The organism is Streptomyces djakartensis (assembly GCF_014651075.1).
Lineage (GTDB): Bacteria > Actinomycetota > Actinomycetes > Streptomycetales > Streptomycetaceae > Streptomyces > Streptomyces djakartensis.
The window spans coordinates 1-23,459 of the sequence record NZ_BMWE01000004.1 but is presented as its reverse complement, the minus strand read 5'-3'; the positions used below and the strand labels follow the sequence as shown (position 1 = coordinate 23,459).

Sequence of the window (23,459 nt, the reverse complement as noted above, 5' to 3'; positions counted from 1 at the left end):
ATTCCGCTACGGTCCCACGACACGGCGGGACGGCAGCCGCCCGCTCGGGCCCCCGACACGCGCGTGTCGTCCTGACGTCGCCGCGCGTTAACCCGGACGGCCGACCTGCGCCGACCCGACGCTCCTGGAGTGACAGCAGTGCCCGTACCTCTCCCCCGCCCACCGGCCCTGCTGAAGGGGCTGGTCATCACCGTCCTCGCCGCCGCGTTCGCCGCTCAGGCGGTCGCGGCGCTGCTCCCCCACGTACCGCTGCTGCTCGCCGCGACCGCCGTCTGCCTGGCCACCGAGGGTGTCCTGCACCGGTGGCAGCGCGGAGTGCTGGCGCTGTTCGCCAAGTCGCACGCGGACATCACGGTGCGGCACGTCCTGCGGGACCTGCTGCTGGTCGTGGGGCTGCTGCGGCTCGGCGGGCAGGACCGGGAGACGGCGTACGCCCCGCTGTTCGCCGGGCTGCTCGCGTTCTACGCGCTGCACTGCGCGATCCAGGCGGTATCCGTGCTGGTGCGCCGTACCCGCACCCTGCCGGTGGTGACCCGGAACATCGACGCCTCGGCGCTGCGGCTCTCCCCGGCCCCGTCCACGCTGCTGCGCCGCCCCGGCCATCGGCTTCTGGTGTTCGGTCTGCCGGCGACGGCCGGGCTGCTGGCCGCCGCGGCGGGCGACGAGCCGGTGTACGCGGCCGCCGGCATCGCGCTCTCCCTGGCCCTGTCACTGACCGGGCTCGGCGCGCTGCTGTTCCGGCTGCTGCCGGGGCGCCGTCCGGCCGGCGAGCAGGAGGTGCTCGACTGGTTCGACGCGTGGCTGGCCGCGTACCGGCCGACCGTCGGCCTGTACTTCTCCGGCGGTGTCTCCTCGGCCTACCAGGCGAACATGTGGCTGGAGCCGCTCGCCCGGACCGACGGCCGGCCGGTCATCGTGCTGCGCGAGCGGTTCATGGTGCAGAAGATCGCGGCGACGGACATCCCGATCGTGTGCCTGCCGAAGGTGTCGACGCTGATGCGACTGGAGCACTCCACGCTCCAGGTCCTCATCCACCCGTCGAACTCCGGCAAGACCTCCCAGGTGCTGCGCATCCCCACCATCAGGCACACCTTCGTCAACCACGGCGAGAGCGACAAGCTGTCCTCGTGCAATCCGTACGCGAAGGCGTACGACGAGGTGTGGGTGGCCGGTCCCGCCGCGCGCGAGCGATACGCCCTGGCCGAGGTGGGCGTCGAGGACAAGGACGTGGTGGAGACCGGCCGCCCGCAGCTGGACGGCGTGCTGCCCTACCGGGGCCGGCCGGCCGGGGCGTACACGACCGTCCTGTACGCGCCGACCTGGGAGGGCTGGGACGGCAACCCCGGCAACACGTCGGTGATCGCGGCCGGTGAGAACCTGGTGCGGGCGCTGCTCGCGGACCCGGGCGTGCGGCTGCTGTACAAGCCGCATCCGCTGACGGGTTCGGTGGACCCGCGCGCGGGCGCGGCCGATCTGCGCATCCGGGAGCTGATCCGGGCGGCCAACCGGGAGCGGGCGGGGGCGCGCCCCTCGGGCAGCGCGGAACTCGCCCGGTGTACGCGGGAGCTGGACCGGCTCACCACGGCGGGCTTCCGGGCTGCGGCCGACACGGTGGAGCGGATGCTGCTGCAGTCGGCGCCGGAGCCGGGCCGGGCCGAGGCGGTGCGGCGGGCGACGGCCGCCTGGGAGGAGGCGTACTGGGCCTCGCTGCCGGAGGGAGAGCACCAGGTCCTCAACGACGTCCGGCCGGCGCTGTACTCCTGTTTCAACGTGGCCGACCTGCTGATCAGCGACGTGTCGAGCGTGATCAGCGATTTCCTGGCGAGCGAGAAGCCGTACGCGGTGGCCAACACCAGCGGGATGCCCGAGGAGGTCTTCCGCGCGGCGTTCCCGACGGTGGCGGCGGCGACCGTGCTCACGCCGGACGCGGCCGGGGTTCCCGGCCTGCTGGAAATGGTCAGGAACCCGGAGAAGGACGACCTGGCAGCGGTGCGCGCCGAGTTGAAGCTGCGCCTGCTGGGCCCGGCCGATCCGCCCTCCCAGGAGCGCTTCAACGAGGCCGTGCGGGCCCTGTGCGAGAAGGCCCGGGAGCACAGGGCCCGGGCGGCGGAACGGCTCACGGCGGAGCGGCTGACGGCGGAGCTGCCCGGCCAGCGCACCGGGACCGCGGTGCCCACCGCGCCGCACTGAGCGGCGATGCGCAGAGCGGCGCGGGAGCGTGCGAAAGCAGGCTCCCGCGCCGGCGTTCACGCCGCCGTCCGTACCTCCCGGGAGGTCAGCACCCGCCGCGCCTTGCGCACCGCCCGGCGGACGAACGTGTCGACACCGCCCTCGCGGTAGCCCGGGAAGGCGCGGGCCTCGCGGGGCTCGGCGAGGTAGACCGAGTCGGGAATGCCCGCGGCGCGGTCGCGGAAGTGCGGGTAGGCCAGGTAGACACGGCGGCCCTTCTTCTCCAGGAGGGCCGCCGCCTGCTTCTTGGCCTTGACGAACTTCACGACCTCCAGGAGGAGTTCGGGACGCTGCTCGGCCACCAGGTGCAGCCGCAACCGCTCGTGGACCTTCAGGCGCTGGGCGACGCCCTCCGTCCAGTGGGCGTCCATCAGGGGCTTGGCCAGTTCGAACTTGTGCCGGCGTATCTCCTCGCTGTCCGTGAGGTACTTGGGCCCGAACTGCGGCAGCAGCGTGACGAGGAACGGCCGGACCATCAGCTGGTCGCGGCGCCCGCCGGCCGGGACGAGTTCGGCGATGAGGTTCATCAGGGCCCGCGCCGAGTCGAAGCGCAGGGTGTAACTGCCGCTCTTGGTCACGTGCTTGCCGTCGTCCCGCCCGACCAGGTAGTAGCAGGTGTGGTCGGCCACCACGGAGACGCCGTCCGCCCGCAGGTACGCCTCCATGGTGAACAGCGCGTCCTCACCGGTGAACAGCGACTCGTCGAACCGCATGCCGTGCCGCTCGAGGAGCTCCCGGCGGAACAGCTTCTGCGCGCTGAGCGTGAACTTGATGTTGGAGGAGAAGACGTCCGTACGCTCCACCGTCCTCCCCCACATGGACTTGGGCGCGGAGCGGTTGACGCCCTCGACCTTGCCGAGGACGACGTCCGTGCCGGCGCGGTCGGCCATGGCGACCATCCGCTCCAGGGCCTCTGGGCCCAGCCGGTCGTCGGCGTCGAGGAAGAAGACGTAACGGCCGGTGGCCTTGGCCAGGCCGACGTTGCGCGGGCCGCTCGGGCCGCCCGAGTTCTCCTGCCGGATCACCAGGACGTCCATGGGAGCGCGCTCGGCGAACTCCTCCAGGTACTCGCCCGTCCCGTCCGTCGATCCGTCGTCCACCGCGATGACCTCGATGCGCTCCGGACCGATGGTCTGCGCCTCCACGGACGAGAGGCACTCGATCAGATACGGCATCGCTTCGTACGCCCCGATGATCACACTTACATCAGGCTGCGCCACGGACACGTCTCCCCCTAGTCAACGGGAATTCCCCCTGTATCGCCTCATTCGCTACCTGGAAGACGGGTGACCCGGGCAAGCGGTTGCCTCGATCACCCGTTTCAGTGGGTTACATCACATGGCCGAGCAACAGGAATTGGGGAACGCGAAAAGGCCCGGCCCCCGAGACATACGTGTCTCGGGGGCCGGGCCCTCAGTTCCGACGGGGTGGTTCGGTTCAGCCCGTACCGACACCGTCCGCGTCACCGGTCGCGGACAGCCGCTGCACGGGCACCGCGTTCGCCAGCCCGGTGTCCGAAGCGGCCACCGCGGCCCGTGACTCCTGGCCGACGTTGCGGGTCTCGGCCTTGAGCGCGAGGTTCGCGACGGCGGCGTTGAACTGGGTGAGGGAGCTCGGCTCGTCCGGGCCCAGCAGGTACTGCTTGAGCTCCTTGCGGTCCTCGGCCAGCGGATCGGCGGCCGGGTCGCGCACCGCGGCGAGCAGTTCACCCAGCTCGGCCGCGCTGTTGGACAGGATCACCGCGGCGCGCACCGCCGTGTTGTTCCGCTTGAACTCCTCGGCACCCACCGCTGCGGAGTCGGTGACCGCGTAGGGCTTGCCGCTCGCGATGAAGTCCGAGACCACGCTGGAGATGTCGGAGACCATGGCGTCGGAGACGTTGAAGCAGTCGTACAGACGCGGCTGCGCGCCGGTGATGACGCGGTGCTCCCAGGACGGGAAGGAACGCCAGTAGGCGTCGTTCCACTGGGCCCGCAGCCGGGCGATCTCCTCGTGCTTCGCGACGTCGACCAGTCCGTCACGGGTGGCCTCGGCCTCGTCACGCCGCTCGCCGCCGGAGCCGGACAGCTCGGCGAGCCGGGCCTCGATCCGGGCCAGTTCGGCCTTGGCGTCCGCCTGCGCGGCGGTGTCGGCGACGAAGCGCGGGTCCATGGCCCGCTCGGCGGCCGCCTTCCGGACCAGGGCGGTGATGCGCTGGTGGGCGGCCTTGGCGTCCTTGCTGACGTTGCCGGTGAACGGGTGCGGCTTGTACAGGACGCGGACCGGCGGGTCGGCCGTGACCAGCCTCTGCACGATGTTCTCGCCGGCCAGCACGATCGAGGTGTTGCCCGGGTTTCCGTCCCAGCCCTCCCAGGTGGGGGCGTAGAGCACCGTGGGGCAGCGTCCATCGGCGGCTCCGCCGCGGGGGCCCTCGGGCGCGCCCTGCCAGGTCTGGATGGGGGCGAGCTGCGGGCGGCCGACCTCGACGATGTCCTCGTCACGGACACCGACGTCCGCGATGGCGTACCGGTCGCGGCCCGCGCGGCCGGCGGTCCACACCTCGTCGTAGACCTTGCTGTACGGGTTGACGCTGGCGAGCTTGTCGCTGTCGCCGTGACCGATGAAGACGTGCTTCATGGTGGGCACGCGCAGCATGTGGATGTTCTTGCCGACGTTCGCCGCGTAGAGCGCGACCCGCACCGTGGACAGGTCCATGTTCATCAGGTGCACCCCTCCGGGCACGCAGATGACGGGGACCGTGGTGGGCGCCAGGTTGTTGAGGATGGCCCGCTCACGCAGGATGATCAGCGGCTTGGAGTCCAGGTTCTCCATGGTGTCCAGCCACATGTTGACCTGGTACGCGGAGTCCTTCGAACCGGAGAAGTACAGCACCGTCTCCGGCTGGTACTCGCCCAGCCAGTCGTCGACGGCCGCCAGGACCCTCTCCGCGTTCGGCGGGATCCTCCGGCCGCGCACGTACGGCACCAGCGCCAGCACGTACAGGGTGCTGAGGAGCACCGTGATGCCGATGCCGACGAAGCCGACGAGGGACGACTTGACCTGGGCGGCGAGCAGGACGCCGGCGACCGCGAAGAGGTCGAGGTGCAGCATCTTCTCGGCGGAGCGGTGCAGCAGCCTCCGCGGCGGGGCGTCCGGGATGCGGATGCGGGACTTCAGGTCGACGTTGCGGGTGGCGACCGGCATGCGGCGGCGGTTGCGGATCAGCTGGACCAGCGCGCCGTGCGGGGCCTGCAGTCCGTAGAAGGCGATGAAGCAGGCGATCGCCCCGTAGTAGATCAGGTTGTCCGCCAGGGACAGCCGGGCCAGCAGCAGCACGAGCAGCAGCTGCCGGATCAGGAAGCGGATCGACAGGCCGGCCCGGACCTTGCCGAGGCGGTTGATCAGGTAGCTGCCCTTGCGGTGCAGATAGTGGTCCGCCAGGTACGTCACGGCGGCCGCTGCCGCGAAGGCGGGGACGCTCGGGACGAGCGCGGCCAGCATGAGGACGGGGAAGCCCGCCACCATGAGGACCGCCGCGGCCAGCTCGGCCTTGCTGCCCACCCGGGCGACGCGAATAGCGGTGGATATCACGGAGAAACCTGCTCTTGGGAGGGGTGTGCCGGTCTTGTTCGGAAATTCGGCTGGTCTGTGAATATTCGCGAGTGGTATGGATTCAGGCCCCTGCGAACACTCCCGCCGACGGACGAACCCGTTAACAGGAGGGCGCAGAGGCCTGAATTACCGAAGTCTATTTGGCGCCAATTATTACACGCCGTCCTGCCGGTCCAGCACCGAGGCCAGCGCCTGCTCGAAGCCGGAGGCACGGGCCGCGCCGGCGGTCGGGTCCTGCTGGCGGACGTCGATGACGTGGCCGGTCAGCTCGGACAGCAGCACGTCGAGCGAGGTGCGCGCCACGGCCTCGGAGGACAGCAGCGAGCCGGACGGCTCCTGGCCGAAGGCCTTGGTGCGCATGGGGGTCGCGGTGCGCTCGGGGTTGATGCAGTTGACGCGGACGCCGTCGCCGGCCCACTCGTCGGACAGCGCCTGGGTGAGGTTCACCATGGCGGCCTTGGTGGAGGAGTACAGGCTGTACTCGGCGCGACCGCGCGTGTAGCTGCTGGACGTGTACAGCAGCAACTGGCCCTTGGTCTCGGACAGGTACTTGTACGACGACCGGGCGATCTGCACCGGGGCCAGGTAGTTGACCTTCAGCGCCTCCTCGATGGTGGCGTTGTCGGTCTCGGCGAGCTTGCCTATGCGCAGCACGCCCGCGGTGTTCACCACGTAGTCGATGCGGCCGGTCTCGGCGTACGCCTTGGACAGGGCGTCGTCGACCTCCTCCGGGTTCTCCACGTGGGTGCCTGTGGTGGAGCGGCCGAGGGCGTAGACCTTGGCGCCGTAGGACTCGGCGAGTTCGGCGATGTCCTTGCCGATGCCGTAGGAGCCGCCGAAGACGACCACCGTCTTGCCGGTCAGCAGCTCGCGGTAGGCCTCCTCGGAGACCTGCTCGGGCGCGGCCGTGGAGGCGAGCTGGAAGAGCTTGTCGGCGATGAAGACGTCGACGGGCTGGGTGACCTTCATGTTGTACTCGTCACCCGCGACGACGTGGATCGGCACGTCCGGCAGGTACTTGAGCACGACCGAGCAGTCGTCGGTGGCCTGGAAGTTGGGGTCGCCTGCGGCGACTTCGTAGGCCCGCTTGATCGTGGACAGCTTGAACGCCTGCGGGGTCTGGCCGCGGCGCAGCCGGGAGCGGTCCGGGATCTCGGTGATGAACTCGCCGTCCTCGCCGTGCGTGCGCGTGACGATGATGGTGTCGGCGGAGGGGATGGCGACGTCGACGGCCTGGTAGCGGTCCAGCGCGGCGACGCAGTCGTCGATGACGCGCTGCGACAGCAGGGGGCGCACGGCGTCGTGGAAGAGGACGTTGGCGTCCTCGCCCTCGGCCAGGCCCTCACCCAGCGCGGCGATGGCGCGCTCGGTGGTCTCGTTCCGAGTGGAGCCGCCCTCGATGATCTTCGAGACCTTCTTGAAGCCGGCCTTGGCGACGATCTTCTCGACGTCGGGCACGTAGCCCTGCGCCATCAGCACGATGATGTCGTCGATCGAGTCAGCGTTCTCGAAGGTGGTCAGCGTGTGCTCGATGACTGCCTTGCCGGCGATCTTCAGCAGCTGCTTGGGGATCGACAGACCCACCCGCTGACCGGTGCCACCGGCCAGGATCACTGCGGTGGTACGGGGCTTGGCTATGTGCTGGGACACAGGTGACCTACCTTGGGGCGACAGGGAACTTGGAAATGGTCCCACTTGTGGATACCGCTGTGCAAGGTGAGCGACCTCTGCCGCATATGTGCGCGCAACCTGTCATTCACCTCCCACCGCTGGTGATTGGTGAGACGGTTGTGCGGGCCTCCGGGAAATGCGCTGTGAGTAACTCCACAGAGGCTCAGCGGCGTCGGAGACGCTTGAGGCAGCGGTGACCGAGGGCCTTCACCAGTTCCTTGGACGATGTCTGCTGCACGGTACGCGCTTTGACCGTACCGGCCACAGCCGCGAGCGCTCCGTGCGGTGCCCGCGCGGCGCGGTGTGCCGATCTTCACGTCGCCGGGCGCCGGACTGCACGCGTTCTCCATATGCCTGACCCCGTCGGCGCGGGCGAGTCCCGAATACCGCGCGCGGGCGGCTCATTGCCGCGGAATTGGTCGTTGCGATTCCGCAGCTTTTCGGTCTCGGCAAGGGTAAGGGCGCGATTCGCCGCGTCCAGGACCGCTTGGAAGAACGGAAAAGAGCCCGGGAACCGATGGGTCCCGGGCTCTCGCGGCGGCCGCTCGAGAGGTCAGACGACCTCGACGCCCGGCCGGCCCGCCTCGACCCTCAGCCTGGCCAGCGTGCTCGGCGTCGCCGTGGGCTGCCGCACGGTGTCGACCACGCGCACCTGTGCGTCGATGCCGTCCCCTCGGACGTCGAAGAGGTGGTAGCCGCGGTGCGCGTCGAGCAGCTTCCAGTGCGGGTTGTCCGGGCGCCGCGGGTCCCACTCCCTGCGGAAGGCCTCCTGGTCCTGGTCGCCGTTGCTGGAGATGGAGGTGCCGACGAACTCGGCGCCGACGACCGCGGAGTCCGGGTCGGCGTAGTCCGCCTTGAGGTCGCTGATCATCGTCAGGTGCCGGTCGCCGGAGAGCACGACCGGGTTGCGGACCTGCTCGAACTCCTCCATGAACTGGTTGCGTTCGGCCTGGTAGCCGTCCCAGGCGTCGTAGAACCAGAGCTTGCCCTCCCCGACCTTGAGGTCCGTCTCGGCCATCATGATCTGGGAGGCGATCAGGTTCCAGCGGGCCGGCGAGTACTGCAGCGAGTTCAGCAGCCACCGCTTCTGCTGCGCGCCCAGCATGGTGAGCGACGGGTCCTGGGCCCCGGCCTGGCTGGTGGCCTGGTCGCTGCGGTACTGCCGGGTGTCCAGGACGTTGAGCCTCGCCAGGCGGCCGAACTCCAGGCGGCGGTACATCCGGATGTGCGGCCCGTCCGGGACTGCGGTGGCACGGACCGGCATGTGCTCGTAGAACGCCTGGTAGGCGGCGGTCAGCCGGGCCACGAACGCGTCGTGCGGCTGCTTGTCCGGGTCCTGCGGGATCTCGCCGGCGAAGTCGTTGTCCACCTCGTGATCGTCGAAGGTCACCACGAAGGGCGCGTGCGCGTGCATCGCCGCGAGGTCCGGGTCGGTGCGGTACTGGGCGTACCGGTTGCGGTACTGCACGAGGCTGATCGGCTCGCCGGTGCCCTCGTGCCGCCGCAGGGCCGTCGCCGAGGGCGTCGACTCGTAGATGTAGTCGCCGACGAACACCACGACGTCCGGGTCCTGGTCGAGCATGTCGGCGTATGGCGTGAAGTAGCCGTGCTGCCAGTTCTGGCAGGAGGCGAGGGCCATGCGCAGGGAGCCGCCGGTGCTGTAGGGGTGAGCTGCGGTGCGGGTGCGGCCGACGGGCGAGAGCTGGCCACTGGTGCGGAAGCGGTACCAGTAGGTGCGGTCCGGACGCAGTCCGCGTACGTCCACGTGAACGCTGTGCCCGTACTCGGGCCGGGCCTGGGCCGTGCCGCCGCGGACGAGCCTTCTGAACCGGTGGTCCTCCGCGATCTGCCATTCCACGGGAACCACCCGGTCGGGCATCCCGCCGCCGTTCAGCGGGTCCGGGGCGAGCCGGGTCCACAGCACGACGCCGTCCGGCAGCGGGTCGCCGGAGGCGACGCCGAGGCTGAACACGTCCTCGGGCAGCGGCGTCTCGGCCGCGCGCGCGGCGGCCGGAAGCCACAGCTGGGCGGAGGCCGCGGCGCCGACCACGGCGGCGCCGGCGGTCAGGAAGCGGCGTCGGTCGGGGGAAACTGCTCCGGTCATCGGGTGACTCCCTTACCTCGCTGGCCACTTGGACTCTGGGAAGCTTCACGTTCGCGGGCGGTCCGCCCGCTGAACGCCGGGGTTCACGTACATGACAACTAAGCAGACAAAAGAAGACTCGCCGCCAGCGCTGGAACAAGCCTTTGCCGGGGCGAGTCTGACAGATGATCAGTAAGCGTAGCCGGAGCCGAGGCGGGCTCCCGTTGCGGTCGTGCCGAGGAGCGTGTTGCCGAAGGTCGTGGTGCCGTTGGGGCTGACGACGGTCGTCGGGCCGGACCTGAAGTACCAGACGGACCCGGCGTCGCCGTTCTCACCCGGCGCGCCCGCGGACAGGTCGGCCAGTCCGTCCCGGTTCGCGTCGGCGAGGTGGACGGCCTTGCCGAACGCGTCGAGCTTCTCCGCGGAACCCGGCACGTTGGGCGTGTCCTGGGTGACCGCCTGGGCGCCGGTGCCGGTGAGCCCGGCCTTGGTGCCGCGCAGCACGACGACCGCGCCCGCGTCGGACACCGCGCCCAGGTCCTCGCCGGGCAGACCGGTCACCACGTCCGGGTGACCGTCGCCGTTGACGTCGCCGACCTGGACGTCCGTTCCGAAGCCGTCGCCCCGCTCGGCGGAACCGGGCACCCCGGGGCTGTCCTGGTTGAGGTGCGTTGCCCTGGTGCCGTCGGCTCCGTCGGCGCCGCCCGGTATCCAGGTGACCCGGCCGCCCTTGGCGGCGGGGGTGTCGAGGTCGCTGTCGTATCCGGTGACGGCCCGGCCGACCACGATGTCGTCGAAGCCGTCCTGGTCGATGTCCCCGATGTCGAGGTTCTCGCCGCCCTGGAGCCGGTAGCCGTCGCGGTCCTGCACGGTGGTGTACGGGGCCAGGCCCTGCCGGCCGCCCAGCCAGTACACGACCCGCCGGGCGTCGTACTCGTCGCCGTCGTTCTCGGTGGCGGCGACGTCGGTGACACCGTCACCGTTGAGGTCACCGGTGGCCAGGTCGAGGACGCGGCTGTCGAACTCGTCCCGCACGATCTGCTCGCCGTGTCCCGGGGCACCCTCGCGGGAGAACGGGCCGTTCAGCACCCTCAGATTGAACTGGTTCTCCACGGTCACCAGGTCCTCGGCGCCGTCGCCGTTCACGTCGCCGACGGTCAGGCGTCCCTGGGCGCCGAGCCTGTCGTAGGCCTTCCCGGTGGCCAGGGCGGCGCCGCCGGACAGGCCCTTCGCACCGCCCCACAGGACCTCGACCAGCCCGGACCCGGTGCCGCCGTCGGCCGTGTCCTCCCCGCCCACGCCGACGACCAGGTCCGCGTATCCGTCGCGGTCGAGGTCGGCGGTGGTGAGCGCGCTGCCGAACGCGTCGTCCGCTTCGGGGCTGCCGGGCACACCGGCCGTGCTCTGGGTGACGACCTGCCTCGTCGTCACGTTCAGCCCGTTCTGCGAGCCGTAGACCACGGCGACGTAGCCGGCGCCCTTCTTGCCGCCGACGGTCGCGGCCGGGGCGGCCACCGCGAGGTCGGCGTAGCCGTCGCCGTTGAAGTCGTCGCGGAGTTCGGTGGTGGCCTGGCGCGTGTCGGCGTCGGCGTGTGCGGCGGGGAGCACGACGCCCCCGGTCACCGCCATGACGACGGCGAGCCCGGTGCGCCACGTTCCTCGGTGCCTGCTCATCCGGTGGTTTCTCCTGTCGTGGTCATATTCGTGGTCGTACGTGGACATGGCCGGCGTCAGTCCGCCAGCGACGCCCCGAACCGGGCCCCGGTCGCGGGCAGGCCCATCGTGGCCGAGCCGAACGCGAGGGAACCGGTCGCGGTGATGCCGGTGGACGTCGCGGAGAAGACCCAGACTGCGCCGTTGTCCGCGTTCTCGGCCGGGTCGCCGACGACCAGGCCGTCCTTCTTGTCCGCGTCGGCGTCGACGAGGGCGGTCCGCGCGCCGAACCTGTCGCCCTTCTCGGCACTTCCGGGGACGCCGCCGGTGTTCTGGCTGAAGGACTTGGCGCCGGTGCCGGTCAGCCCGTTCGCGCCGCCGCGCAGGACGAGGACACTGCCCGCGTCGGTGATGCCGTCGAGGTCCTCACCGGGCAGGCCGGTCGCCACGTCGAGGTAGCCGTCGCCGTTGGTGTCGCCGATCGACAGGCTCGAGCCCATGCCGTCGCCGAGTTCGCCGGTGCCCGGCACACTCGTGGTGTCCTGGTTGATCCACACCGGTTTGCGGGTGGTGGAGACGCCGCCCGGGCCGCCGTAGACGACACCCAGCGCGCCGCCCTTGGTGGGCAGGCCGAGGGCGCCGTCGTAGCGGTCGTCGGAGCGGCCGACGACGATGTCGCCGTACCCGTCCTTGTTCAGGTCGCCGATCGCGACCTCCTCGCCGCCGACGCTGCGGCCCTGGGCGTCCCTGAGCCAGCCCTTGGGGGTGAGGCCGTTCGCACCGCCGGTGAGCAGGGCGACCCCACGCGAGTCGGACGTGCCGGAGCTCCCGGCGCGCACGGCGATGTCGGCGATGCCGTCGCCGGTCACGTCACCGGCCGTGAGGGACTTGTAGCCGTCCCGCTGCGGGTCCACCTCGAAGTAGGTCTTCTTCGCCTCGAGGTGTTCCCGGGTGAACGGACCGTGCCGCACCGTGCCGTCCCCGTTGTCGGTCTCGGGGGTCTCGTCGAGCCAGGCGTCCGCGCCGAACGTCACCAGGTCCGGGTGCTTGTCGCCGTCGACGTCGCCGACGGCGAACTGGCCCTGCGACTCGTTGGACGGGCTCCAGGTCAGGGTCCGCGCGGACGACGAAAGGCCGCCCGGCCCACCCCAGTTGACGACGACCGCGTAGCCGTCCTCGACGTCCATCATGTACCTGTGGACGGACGAGAGCAGATCGGCGTAGCCGTCACCGTCGAGGTCCGCGCTCGCGATGTTCGTGCCGTACGAGCCCGAGCCGTACTCCGCGTCCGGAGCGCCCGGCCACTGCACCACCTGCTTGCGGGAAGTCGACAGCCCGCTGGAGGAGCCGTACAGCACGCTGACCGCCCCGGCCGAGCGCTGGCCGTTCACCGTGGTGCCCGGCGCGCCGATCGCCAGGTCGGCGTAGCCGTCGCCGTTGAAGTCGTCGTGCAGACGCTTGGCGCTGGGCGTGGTGGCGGTCGTGGCCGAGGTCACGGCGACGGCGCCGGGTATCGTCAGGGCGCCGGCGACGAGGGCGACGCCGGTGGCGACGACGAGGCGTCTGCGCGGGGAACGCCGGTGGGAACGCGAGGTCATGTGATTCCTGTCGTGGAAAGAGGTGTTCAGCGTGTGCAGCCCGTACCGAGGGTGCCTGTGGGGCCGGTCGTCGCAGTCGGGGGTCAGCGCGGGAAGGTGCCGAGGTGGGCTCCATCGGGCATGGCCATGCCGAGGGCACGGGGGCCGAACGAGAACGAGCCCTTGGCCGTGACGCCGTCGGAACCGGACCGGAACACCCATACGGCACCGGCGACCGCGTCCTCCTCGGTCGCCGCCACCACCGGCTCCACCCGGCCGTCGCCGTTGCCGTCGACGAGGTGGACATTGCCCCCGAAGAGGTCCCCGCTCTCGGCGGTGCCGGGCACATCGGCGCTGTTCTGGCTCAGCACCTTGGTGCCTGCGCCGGTCGGCCCGTTCGCCCCGCCCGGTACGACGGCGAAGGTGCCGGCGTCCTGCAGCCCGCCGAAGTCCTCGTGGGGGATGCCGGCGAGCACGTCCCCGTACCCGTCGCCGTCGACGTCCCCGACCGAGAGCGCGGCGCCGAAGTCGTCGGTGCTCTCCTGCTCACCCGGCACGCCTGGGGTGTCCTGGGTGATCACCTGGGGCGTCGCGGCGGCCGGGCCGTTCTGGGTGCCGTAGACGATCCGCAGGGCCTGGCCGCCCATGACGAGGTCGGCCCGGCGATCGCCGTCGAGGTCGCCGAGGGCCAGGGTGGCGTTCTGCGGGTCGAGGTGTTCGCCCTGCCCGTCCTTGAGGATGACGGGCGGCCGCAGGCCGTCGCGGCTGCCGCGCACGTAGTTGAGGTAGTAGCCGTACTCGTGATCGTCGTCCCAGTCGTACGCGCGGGACATGGTGACGAGGTCGGTGATGCCGTCGCCGTCCGTGTCCCCGGCCACCGTGGCGAGCTCGTACATGTCGCCGTCGATGAGCGGCGCACCGCTCTGGGTGGAGGCGGGCACGCCGTCACGCCCGAAAGGCCCGAACCGCACGGGCCCGAATCCCGCGAGGTCCTGGTGCCCGTCGCCGTTGAAGTCACCGGCGGCGAACTTACCGGCCTGCCACGAACCGCTGCCGACGGCGGGCAGCACCTTGCCGGAGGTGAAACCGCCGGGCCCGCCCCACAGCACGGTGTGGTTGCCGTTGCGCGCGTTGCCGCCCTGCACCCACGACTCGCCGGAGGCCTCGACGACCAGATCGGTGAACCCGTCCCCGTCCAGATCGGCCACGGTGAGCCGGGACCCGAAGTGGTCGTACGCCTCAGGAGCCCCGGGAACGCCGGTGGAGGCCTGGGTGTACACCTTCCTGGAACCGGCGTTCAGCCCGTTCGCGCCCCCGTACAGCACGGCGACATACCCGGCCTGGTGCACGCCGTTCACGGCTCCGTCGGGCGCGGCGACGGCCAGGTCCTGGTACCCGTCCCCGTTGAAGTCCTGCCGCAGCCCCGAAGGAGCGGACGGCTCCGCATGGGCGGCGGGCAGCGCACCACCGATCGCGGCGAGAAGCGCCGTGGCGACGACCAGGGCACGCCGTGTTCCGGGCGGAACGGGCTTGGCGGGCTGGAGGAACAGGGTCACGTCGACTCCGGGAATCCGAGAGGCAGTTGACCGCGCAGAGGAACAAGATCCTCATCCGCGTTGCCCAGTACGACTCCCGGGGCAACCGGTTGGTTGCCCTCACTTACCCCACGACTTCACCGACCGTTAACCGGCCCGGGGATCCGGCGCCGGTCAGAACGGCTCGAAGTCGTCGTACTCGCGCTCCGCCTCGTCGCGCTCGGCCTGCCGGTCCCGGCGGCGCTGCGCGGCCGGCCGCGTGCCCTCGAACCGGTGGTCCTCGCCACGCCGGCCGAGCATCTCGGCCCCGGCCGTCAGGGACGGCTCCCAGTCGAAGACGACCGCGTTCTCCTCGGGGCCGATGGCGACGCCGTCACCGCCCCGGGCGCCGGCCTTGACCAGCTCCTCCTCGACACCGAGCCGGTTGAGCCGGTCCGCCAGGTAGCCGACCGCCTCGTCGTTGTTGAAGTCGGTCTGCCGCACCCAGCGCTCGGGCTTCTCGCCACGCACCCGGAACAGGCCGTCGGCCTCGCGCGTCACGGTGAAGCCCGTGTCGTCCACGGCCTTGGGCCGGATCACGATCCGCGTGGCCTCTTCCTTCGGCTTGGCCGCCCGCGCCTTCGCGACGAGCTCACCGAGCGCGAACGACAGCTCCCTGAGCCCCATGTGCGCCACGGCCGACACCTCGAACACGCGATAGCCGCGCTTCTCCAGGTCGGGTCGCACCATCTCGGCCAGGTCCTTGCCGTCCGGTACGTCGATCTTGTTCAGGACGACGACGCGCGGACGGTTGTCGAGGCCGCCGTACTGGCGCAGCTCCTCCTCGATGATGTCGAGGTCGGAGACCGGGTCACGGTCGAACTCCAGGGTGGCGGTGTCCAGGACGTGCACGAGCACGCTGCACCGTTCCACGTGCCGCAGGAACTCCAGCCCCAGGCCCTTGCCCTGGCTGGCCCCCGGGATCAGCCCGGGCACGTCGGCGATCGTGTACACCGTCGAACCGGCCGTGACGACGCCGAGGTTGGGCACGAGGGTGGTGAAGGGGTAGTCGGCGATCTTCGGCTTCGCGGCGCTCAGCACGGAGATCAGCGACGACTTGCCGGCGCTCGGGTACCCGACGAGCGCCACGTCGGCGACCGTCTTCAGCTCCAGGACGATGTCCCGCAGGTCTCCCGGCTCGCCGAGCAGCGCGAACCCGGGCGCCTTGCGCCGCGCGGAGGCCAGGGCCGCGTTGCCGAGCCCGCCCCGGCCGCCCTGCGCCGCGACGAAGGACGTGCCGTGCCCGACCAGGTCGGCGAGGACGTTGCCCGCCTTGTCGAGCACCACCGTGCCGTCCGGCACCGGCAGGATCAGGTCCTGGCCGTCCTTGCCGGAGCGGTTGCCGCCCTCGCCGGGCTTGCCGCCCGTGGCCTTGCGGTGCGGGGAGTGGTGGTAGTCGAGGAGCGTGGTGACCGACTGGTCGACGGTGAGGATCACGTCCCCGCCGCGACCGCCGTTGCCGCCGTCGGGCCCGCCCAGCGGCTTGAACTTCTCACGGTGGACGGAGGCACAGCCGTGTCCTCCGTTACCCGCGGCGACATGCAGCTCGACGCGGTCCACGAAGGTGGTCATGGTGGGTGCCTCCAGAAGTACGTACGAGATTTATTTGTTCAGCACTTGCTCAACAAGCGAAAGGCGGACCCGCCTTCCCGCCCGGGAAGTGAGGTCCGCCTCGCGAAAGTGTCCGATCAGGCGACCGGAACGATGTTCACGACCTTGCGGCCACGGTGGGTGCCGAACTGCACCGAACCGGCCTCCAGCGCGAACAGCGTGTCGTCGCCGCCACGGCCGACGCCCGCGCCCGGGTGGAAGTGGGTGCCGCGCTGACGGACCAGGATCTCACCAGCGTTCACGACCTGACCGCCGAAGCGCTTCACGCCGAGCCGCTGGGCATTGGAGTCGCGACCGTTCCGGGTGGACGATGCGCCCTTCTTGTGTGCCATTTCTCCTCAGTCCCTTACTTCGCAGCCGTGGGGATCTCGGTGACCTTGATCGCCGTGTACTGCTGGCGGTGGCCCTGGCGACGGCGGTAACCGGTCTTGTTCTTGTAGCGCAGAATGTCGATCTTCTGCCCCTTGTGGTGGTCCACGACCTCGGCCTGGACCTTGATGCCGGCCAGCACCCACGGGTCGCTGGTCACGGCGTCGCCGTCGACAACGAGCAGGGTCGAGAGCTCGACCGTGTCGCCAACCTTGGCAGTGGAAATCTTGTCAACCTCAACGATGTCGCCGACAGCAACCTTGTGCTGGCGGCCACCGCTGCGCACGATGGCGTACACGCGGAACTCACTCTCTCGCTCGGGAAACGGCACCCCCGCAGGCCAGCCACCCGCGACAGCACGCGGGCGACCTCTCCCGGTCACAGCCCGTGTCCGGGAGGATGAGGTTTACGGGGATGTGGCACGTCTGACGACACGCCGACGGTCAAGGTTACGGGGCCGTGGCCGAGGGGGTCAAACCGGGCCCCTCGGAGGTCAGGAACCGAGGCTCTCCCGGTACGCCAGGCAGGCCTCGTACGAGGGCAGCAGCCCCTGCTCCCGGGCCTCGGCCAGGGTCGGCGCCTGCTCGTCCTTGGCGGAGAGCAGCGGGGTGATGTCCGCGGGCCAGTCGATGCCGAGGGCCGGGTCGAGCGGCTGGATGCCGTGCTCCCGCTCGGGGGCGTAGCCCTCGGAGCAGAGGTAGACCACGATGGCGTCCTCGGTCAGTGCCATGAAGGCGTGGCCGAGCCCCTCGGAGAGGTAGACCGCGTGGTGGTCGAGGTCGTCCAGGCGGACGGCCTCCCACTGCCCGAAGGTGGGCGAGCCGGTCCGGATGTCCACGACCACGTCGAGCACCGCTCCGCGCACGCACTTGATGTACTTGGCCTGGCTGGGCGGCACGTCCGCGAAGTGGATGCCGCGCAGGGCGCCCAGGCTGGAGACGGACATGTTGGCCTGGGCCAGCTTCAGCGGGTGGCCGACCGTCTCGGTGAAGAGCGACGCCTTGAACCACTCGTGGAAGCTGCCCCGGCTGTCGGGGAAAATCTTCGGCTCGTGCACCCAGGCGCCGGAGATGGAAAGGGGCCGCATCACAGTGTCCTCAGTTCTTCTTCGGCTCTTCTTCAGCTCTGCTTCTCGCCCGCCACGGCGCGCTCGAGACGACCGGCCGCGCGGCGGCACAGGAGACGCGGCGGCGCGGGCGGCTTCGGGACCGGCTCCCTCGCCGCCGAAGGGATGTGCCGGTCGACCACCCGGGCGGAGCCGGGGGCGTCCACCACCACCTCGACCGGGAGCCGCGTCCAGCGGCAGCGTAGCCGTCACGGTACGGCCATCGGCAACGGCGTCGGCGGGGCGGGTCAGTCCAGCGCCGCGCGCTCCTTCAGCGGCTCCCACCAGGCGCGGTTGTCCCGGTACCACTGCACGGTTTCCGCGAGGCCCTCGCGGAAGTCCTTGCGCGGTTCGTAGCCGAGTTCCCGGCGGATCTTGGTGCAGTCGACCGAGTAGCGGCGGTCGTGGCCCTTGCGGTCCTGGACGTACTCGACGCTGGTCTCCCAGTCGGCGCCGCACGCCTCGAGGAGCAGCTCGGTGAGCTCCTTGTTGGACAGCTCGGTGCCGCCGCCGATGTTGTAGATCTCCCCGGGGCGGCCCTTGGTGCGGACCAGTTCGACGCCCTGGACGTGGTCGTCGATGTGCAGCCAGTCGCGGACGTTGCCGCCGTCGCCGTACAGCGGGACCTTCTTGCCGTCGAGGAGGTTGGTCACGAACAGCGGGATGACCTTCTCGGGGAAGTGGTGGTGCCCGTAGTTGTTGGAGCAGCGGGTGACACGGACGTCCAGGCCGTGGGTGCGGTGGTAGGACAGCGCGATCAGGTCGCTGGAGGCCTTCGCCGAGGAGTACGGCGAGTTGGGCTGAAGCGGGTGGGTCTCGGGCCAGGAGCCCTCGTCGATGGAGCCGTAGACCTCGTCGGTGGAGATGTGCACGAAGGTCTTGATGCCCGACCGGTGGGCCGCGTCGACGAGTGTGTGGGTGCCGACCACGTTGGTGCGGACGAACTCCGCGCCGCCTTCGATGGACCGGTCGACGTGCGACTCGGCGGCGAAGTGCACCACCTGGTCGTGCTCGGCCATCAGCTTGGCGACCAGTCCGGGGTCGCAGATGTCGCCCTGCACGAAGGCGAAAGCGGGATGGGCGCGCACCTCGTCGAGGTTGGCCGGGTTGCCCGCGTAGGTCAGCTTGTCCAGGACGGTGACGGTGACGTCACCTGGCCCCTGGGGGCCGAGCAGGGTACGGACGTAGTGGGAGCCGATGAAGCCGGCGCCGCCGGTGACCAGGATCCGGGTGGGGCGGGCGGCGGGAGAGGAGGGGGCCGTCATGAGGAGATCTGCACCTTGCTGTGATCACCGAGCACGAGCCGGTGGGCCTTGGGGTTACGGGGGGCGGGGGTGACTTCGACGTCGCGCCCGATGAGCGAGGCCTCCACCCGGCGCACACCGGTGACGGACGAGCCGCGCAGCACGATGGAGTACTCGATCTCGCTGTCCTCGATCCGGCAGTCCTCGGAGACGGATGTGAAGGGTCCGATGTACGCGTTGTCGACCACCGAACCGGCTCCGACGATCGCGGGCCCGACGATCCGGCTGCCGCTGACGCGGGCGCCCTCCTCGATGCGCACCCTGCCGATGATCTCGCTGTCCTCGTCCACCGTGCCCGCGTTCAGCGGCTGCACGGTCTCCAGGACGGACCGGTTGACCTCCAGCATGTCGGTGACGTTGCCGGTGTCCTTCCAGTAGCCGGAGATGACGGTGGAGCGGACGTCACGCTCGTGGTCGATCAGCCACTGGATGGCGTGGGTGATCTCCAGCTCGCCGCGCCACGAGGGTTCGACGGAGCGGACACCCTCGTGGATGGCCGCGGTGAACAGGTAGACGCCGACGAGGGCGAGATCGCTCTTGGGCTGCTTCGGCTTCTCCTCCAGCCCGACCACCCGGCCGTCGCCGTCGAGCTCGGCGACGCCGAACGCGGTGGGGTCGGGGACCTTGGTGAGCAGGATCTGCGCGTCGGGCCGTTCGGCGCGGAACTCCTCCACCAGGCCGGTGATGCCACCGACGATGAAATTGTCGCCGAGGTACATGACGAAGTCGTCGTCGCCGAGGAATTCCTGGGCGACGAGCACGGCGTGGGCGAGGCCCAGCGGTGCTTCCTGCGGGATGTAGGTGACGTCGATCCCGAACCGGGAGCCGTCGCCCACCGCCTCGCGGATCTCGTCCGCGGTGTCGCCGACGATGATTCCGACCTCGCTGATACCGGCTTCGGCGATCGCCTCGAGACCGTAGAAGAGGACGGGCTTGTTGGCGACGGGTACCAGTTGTTTGGCGGACGTGTGGGTGATCGGACGGAGGCGGGTGCCCGCTCCCCCGGAGAGCACTAGAGCCTTCACACTTAAATCCCGTTTTGCCTTGATTTGTTTAGAATTCTGGCCGATCTCGGCTCGCATCATCATCGCATCAGCAGACATCAATTCACCGGTTGTTCATACCCGGGGACCGGAAAAGGCCGGCCAAAAGTGATCCGCCCCCGGTCGTCGGACCGGGGGCGGATCACTTCTCTCCGTCGGTGTGAGGGGGTCAGCCCTCGTCCGCCGGGCTCGAGACGGACGGGACCGGCTGCTGCTCGGCCGCCGCGGTCTTCTTGGCGGCCGCCTTCTTGGTGGTCGCCTTCTTCGCGGTGGTCTTCTTCGCAGCCGTCTTCTTGGCCGTCGTCGTCTTCTTGGCCGCCGTCTTCTTGGTGGCGGCCTTCTTCGCCGTGGCCTTCTTGGCCGTCTTGCGGGCGGTCTTCTTGGCCGCGGCCGGCTCCTCGGCAGCCTCACTCGCCTCGACGGCCAGGGCCTCGTCCGCGGCGGTCGCCGCGACGACGACCACGGCCGCGTCCTCGGAGGCCGTGGGTGCGGCGGTCCTGCGCACCGCACGACGCCGCGGTCGCGCCGGGGCGGCGCTCTCGGCCGGCGCCCCGGACTCCGTCCCCTCGGACTTCGGCTCCTCCGACTTCGGCTCCTCGGCCTTCGGCTCCTCGGCCTTGGACTCCTTGGGCTCGGACGCCGTCTCCGGGACCGTCACCACGGCCGCCTCGGCTCCCGCCGGCGAACCGGCCGGAGCGGACACCTTGCGGGTGGCCCGCCGCCGGGTGCGGCCCTTCGGCGCGGCGTCCTCGGCGGCCGGGGCCGAAGCCTCGACCACCGGGTCCTCGACGGCGGCCGGCTCGGCCTGCGCCTCGGCGGCCGGCTCGGGCCGCACCGGCCGGGCGGCCTCCTGCTCGGCGGTCACGCCCTGAGCCGTCGGCACCTCCGCCTCGGCCAGGCCGGCCTTGGCCGGCTCGGCCGTACCGCCGGTGTCGCCGCCACGCGGAGCGCCCGCCGGAGCCGACGCCCGCCGGCTCGCCCGGCGCCGGGACCGACCGCGGGTGGCCGCGGCCTCCGCCTCGGCGGCGCTGCTGTACAGCTCCTCGTCGGGCTCGAAGGCAGGCGCGGGCAGCGCGACCGGCTCGGCGACCTCGGCGACGACCTCCGCCTCGGTCTCCGCCTCCTGCTCGGCGGTCTCGGCGGTGTCGACGGCGGCCTCGTGCACGTGCGGCTGCTCGGCGGCACCGGCACGGGCGCGCTTCTTGCGCTTGCCGCCGCCTCCGGCCGAGGTCGGCTGCTCCATGTGCACGATGACACCGCGCCCGTTGCAGTGGACACAGGTCTCGGAGAAGGACTCCAGCAGCCCCTGTCCGACCCGCTTGCGGGTCATCTGCACGAGCCCCAGCGAGGTCACCTCGGCGACCTGGTGCTTGGTACGGTCCCGGCCCAGGCACTCCAGCAGGCGCCGCAGCACCAGGTCCCGGTTGGACTCCAGCACCATGTCGATGAAGTCGATCACGATGATGCCGCCGAGGTCGCGCAGCCGCAGCTGGCGCACGATCTCCTCGGCCGCCTCCAGGTTGTTCCTGGTGACGGTCTCCTCGAGGTTGCCGCCCTGACCGGTGAACTTGCCGGTGTTGACGTCGACGACGACCATCGCCTCGGTCCGGTCGATCACCAGCGACCCACCGCTGGGCAGCCACACCTTGCGGTCCAGGGCCTTGGCGAGCTGCTCGTCGATGCGGTACGTGGCGAAGACGTCGACCTCGGAGGTCCACTTCTGCAGCCGCTCGGCGAGGTCGGGCGCGACGTGCGAGACGTACCCGTGGATGGTCGACCACGCTTCGTCGCCGCTGACGACGACCTTGGAGAAGTCCTCGTTGAAGATGTCGCGCACGACCCGGACGGTCATGTCCGGCTCGCCGTACAGCAGAGTCGGCGCGTTGCCGCTCTTGGCCTTCTTCTGGATGTCCTCCCACTGCTGCTGCAGCCGCTCGACGTCCCGGCGCAGCTCGTCCTCGCTCGCGCCCTCGGCGGCGGTGCGCACGATGACGCCCGCGTCCTCGGGGACGATCTTCTTGAGGATCGTCTTCAGCCGCGACCGCTCGGTGTCCGGCAGTTTGCGGCTGATGCCGGTCATCGAGCCCTCGGGCACGTACACGAGGTAGCGGCCCGGCAGGGAGACCTGGCTGGTCAGGCGGGCGCCCTTGTGCCCGATGGGGTCCTTCGTCACCTGGACGAGCACGGACTGCCCGGACTTCAGGGCGGACTCGATGCGCCGCGGCCCGCCCGCCATGCCGAGCGCCTCGAAGTTGACCTCACCGGCGTAGAGGACGGCGTTGCGGCCCTTGCCGATGTCGATGAAGGCGGCCTCCATCGACGGCAGCACGTTCTGCACCTTGCCGAGGTAGACGTTGCCGACGTAGGAGGTCGACTGCTCCTTGTTGACGTAGTGCTCGACGAGCACGTTGTCCTCGAGGACGCCGATCTGCGTGCGGTCGCCGTTCTGGCGGACGACCATCACGCGCTCGACGGCCTCGCGCCGGGCGAGGAACTCGGCCTCGGTGATGATCGGGACGCGCCGGCGGCCCTGCTCACGGCCTTCCCGGCGGCGCTGCTTCTTGGCCTCCAGACGGGTCGAGCCCTTGATGGACTGCACCTCGTCGGACGGTTCCGCGCCCTTCTCCCGCTGGGGCCGGGGCTCGCGGACCTTGACGACCGTGCGCTCGGGATCGTCGTCGGTGGGCTCGGAGTCGCCCGCGGTGTCACCGGCACGGCGACGGCGGCGACGGCGACGGCGACTGCTGCTGCTGGAACCGCCGCCGGCCGACTCGTCGTCCCGGTCGGCGTCCTCGGAGTCCTGGTCCTCCTCGGACTGCTCTGCGGTGTCCTCGGCGCCCCGCGCGGCGGTGGCCCGGTCGGTCTCCGCTTCGGTGCCCTCGTCGTCGGTGTCGGTCTCGGCGGACTCACCACGCCGGCGGCGACGGCCGCCCCGGCGACGGCGGCGGCGCGAGCCGGGCCCGTCGGAGTCGTCCTGCTCGTCGCCCTCGGCGGACTCCTCGGGCTCGTCCGCCTCGTCGGCGGTGCCGTCCGCGGCGGCGGGTTCGGCGGTCCGGGTCTCGGACTCGTCGGCGGAGCCCCGGCGGCGGCGCCGGCGACGCGACGCGCCGGACTGCTCCTCGCGCGGGCCCTCGGCCGAGGCGGACCGCTCCGCCTCCTCGGACTCCTCGGGCTCCTCGGCCCCGACCGCCTCGGCGGCGGCCGCGGCAGCGGCCCGCTCCGGTGTCTGGAACTGGGGCTCGGTGAAGACGGGCGCCTGGAACAGGGCGACGGCGGGCCGCGCCGGACGGGCCGGCGACTCGTCCTCACCGGCGGCCTCACCGGCGGTGCCCCGCGAGGCCTTCGAGGTCCGGGCGGGCTCGGCGAAACCACCGGCGGCCCGGCGGACGACGCGGCGGCGGCGCCGCGGAGCGGCCTCCTCGGCAGGCTCACCGGCCTCAGCGGACGGGGCGGCTTCGGCGGGCGCCTCGGCGGCAGCGGCCTCGGACGCCCCAGCAGGCTCGGCGGCCGGGGTCCCGGTCTCGGGGGTCTTCGTCTCCTCGGCGGGCACGTCGGGCGCGGCGGCGGCCGCGCCGGAGGCAGTGGCCTCCTCCGCGTCGGCAGCCGCGGGCGCCCCGGTGGGCGCGGTCACCCGGCGGGTGGCACGGCG

Annotated in this window: 15 protein-coding genes; 1 reads left to right on the top strand and 14 read right to left on the bottom strand. The window is 71.0% G+C overall.

The window, feature by feature from the left end; translation table 11 throughout:
- Nucleotides 1-138 precede the first annotated feature (138 nt).
- The gene (locus IE212_RS07985; RefSeq protein WP_190197021.1) at nt 139-2,190 is read left to right on the top strand and encodes a hypothetical protein; all 2,052 of its coding nucleotides are present in this window, start codon (nt 139-141) and stop codon (nt 2,188-2,190) included.
- Between the two features lie 56 nt (nt 2,191-2,246).
- Here the strand turns inward: IE212_RS07985 and IE212_RS07980 are convergent, their stop codons facing one another.
- The 14 genes from IE212_RS07980 to IE212_RS07915 form a co-directional block, all read right to left on the bottom strand.
- Nucleotides 2,247-3,455, bottom strand: coding sequence for a glycosyltransferase family 2 protein (locus IE212_RS07980; RefSeq protein WP_190197020.1), 1,209 nt, complete (start codon nt 3,453-3,455; stop codon nt 2,247-2,249).
- A gap of 211 nt (nt 3,456-3,666) precedes the next feature.
- Nucleotides 3,667-5,769, bottom strand: coding sequence for a hypothetical protein (locus tag IE212_RS07975; protein WP_190197350.1), 2,103 nt, complete (start codon nt 5,767-5,769; stop codon nt 3,667-3,669).
- A 204-nt stretch (nt 5,770-5,973) separates the two neighbouring features.
- The gene (locus IE212_RS07970) at nt 5,974-7,470 is read right to left on the bottom strand and encodes a bifunctional cytidylyltransferase/SDR family oxidoreductase (RefSeq protein WP_190197019.1); all 1,497 of its coding nucleotides are present in this window, start codon (nt 7,468-7,470) and stop codon (nt 5,974-5,976) included.
- Nucleotides 7,471-8,044: 574 nt separating this feature from the next.
- A complete protein-coding gene (locus IE212_RS07965) occupies nt 8,045-9,595 on the bottom strand; it encodes an alkaline phosphatase D family protein (RefSeq protein ID WP_190197018.1) in 1,551 nt (516 codons plus the stop codon).
- Between the two features lie 168 nt (nt 9,596-9,763).
- On the bottom strand, nt 9,764-11,248 hold the full coding sequence (locus IE212_RS07960; protein WP_190197017.1) for an FG-GAP-like repeat-containing protein: 1,485 nt from the start codon (nt 11,246-11,248) through the stop codon (nt 9,764-9,766).
- A 56-nt stretch (nt 11,249-11,304) separates the two neighbouring features.
- Nucleotides 11,305-12,825 (bottom strand): FG-GAP-like repeat-containing protein, encoded by a 1,521-nt coding sequence (locus IE212_RS07955; RefSeq protein WP_190197016.1) that lies wholly within the window; start codon nt 12,823-12,825, stop codon nt 11,305-11,307.
- An 83-nt stretch (nt 12,826-12,908) separates the two neighbouring features.
- Nucleotides 12,909-14,360 carry an FG-GAP repeat domain-containing protein gene (locus IE212_RS07950; protein WP_190197015.1) on the bottom strand — a complete coding sequence of 484 codons (1,452 nt, stop codon included), beginning with the start codon at nt 14,358-14,360 and terminating at the stop codon, nt 12,909-12,911.
- A gap of 153 nt (nt 14,361-14,513) precedes the next feature.
- Nucleotides 14,514-15,950, bottom strand: a complete 1,437-nt coding sequence (gene obgE / locus IE212_RS07945; protein WP_190197014.1) for a GTPase ObgE — start codon at nt 15,948-15,950, stop codon at nt 14,514-14,516.
- A gap of 116 nt (nt 15,951-16,066) precedes the next feature.
- Nucleotides 16,067-16,321: a 50S ribosomal protein L27 gene (gene rpmA / locus IE212_RS07940; protein ID WP_003990207.1), complete on the bottom strand. Its 255-nt coding sequence runs from the start codon at nt 16,319-16,321 to the stop codon at nt 16,067-16,069.
- Between the two features lie 14 nt (nt 16,322-16,335).
- Complete coding sequence (gene rplU / locus IE212_RS07935; protein ID WP_003990208.1) at nt 16,336-16,656, bottom strand: 50S ribosomal protein L21; 321 nt, start codon at nt 16,654-16,656, stop codon at nt 16,336-16,338.
- Nucleotides 16,657-16,851: 195 nt separating this feature from the next.
- A complete protein-coding gene (gene rfbC, locus IE212_RS07930; RefSeq protein ID WP_190197013.1) occupies nt 16,852-17,445 on the bottom strand; it encodes a dTDP-4-dehydrorhamnose 3,5-epimerase in 594 nt (197 codons plus the stop codon).
- Between the two features lie 266 nt (nt 17,446-17,711).
- A complete protein-coding gene (gene rfbB / locus IE212_RS07925) occupies nt 17,712-18,728 on the bottom strand; it encodes a dTDP-glucose 4,6-dehydratase (protein WP_190197012.1) in 1,017 nt (338 codons plus the stop codon).
- Nucleotides 18,725-19,792 carry a glucose-1-phosphate thymidylyltransferase gene (locus IE212_RS07920; protein WP_190197011.1) on the bottom strand — a complete coding sequence of 356 codons (1,068 nt, stop codon included), beginning with the start codon at nt 19,790-19,792 and terminating at the stop codon, nt 18,725-18,727. Before IE212_RS07920 ends, rfbB begins: the two co-directional genes overlap by 4 nt.
- A gap of 187 nt (nt 19,793-19,979) precedes the next feature.
- A partial coding sequence (locus tag IE212_RS07915; protein WP_190197010.1) for an Rne/Rng family ribonuclease occupies nt 19,980-23,459 on the bottom strand: 3,480 nt, incomplete at its 5' end.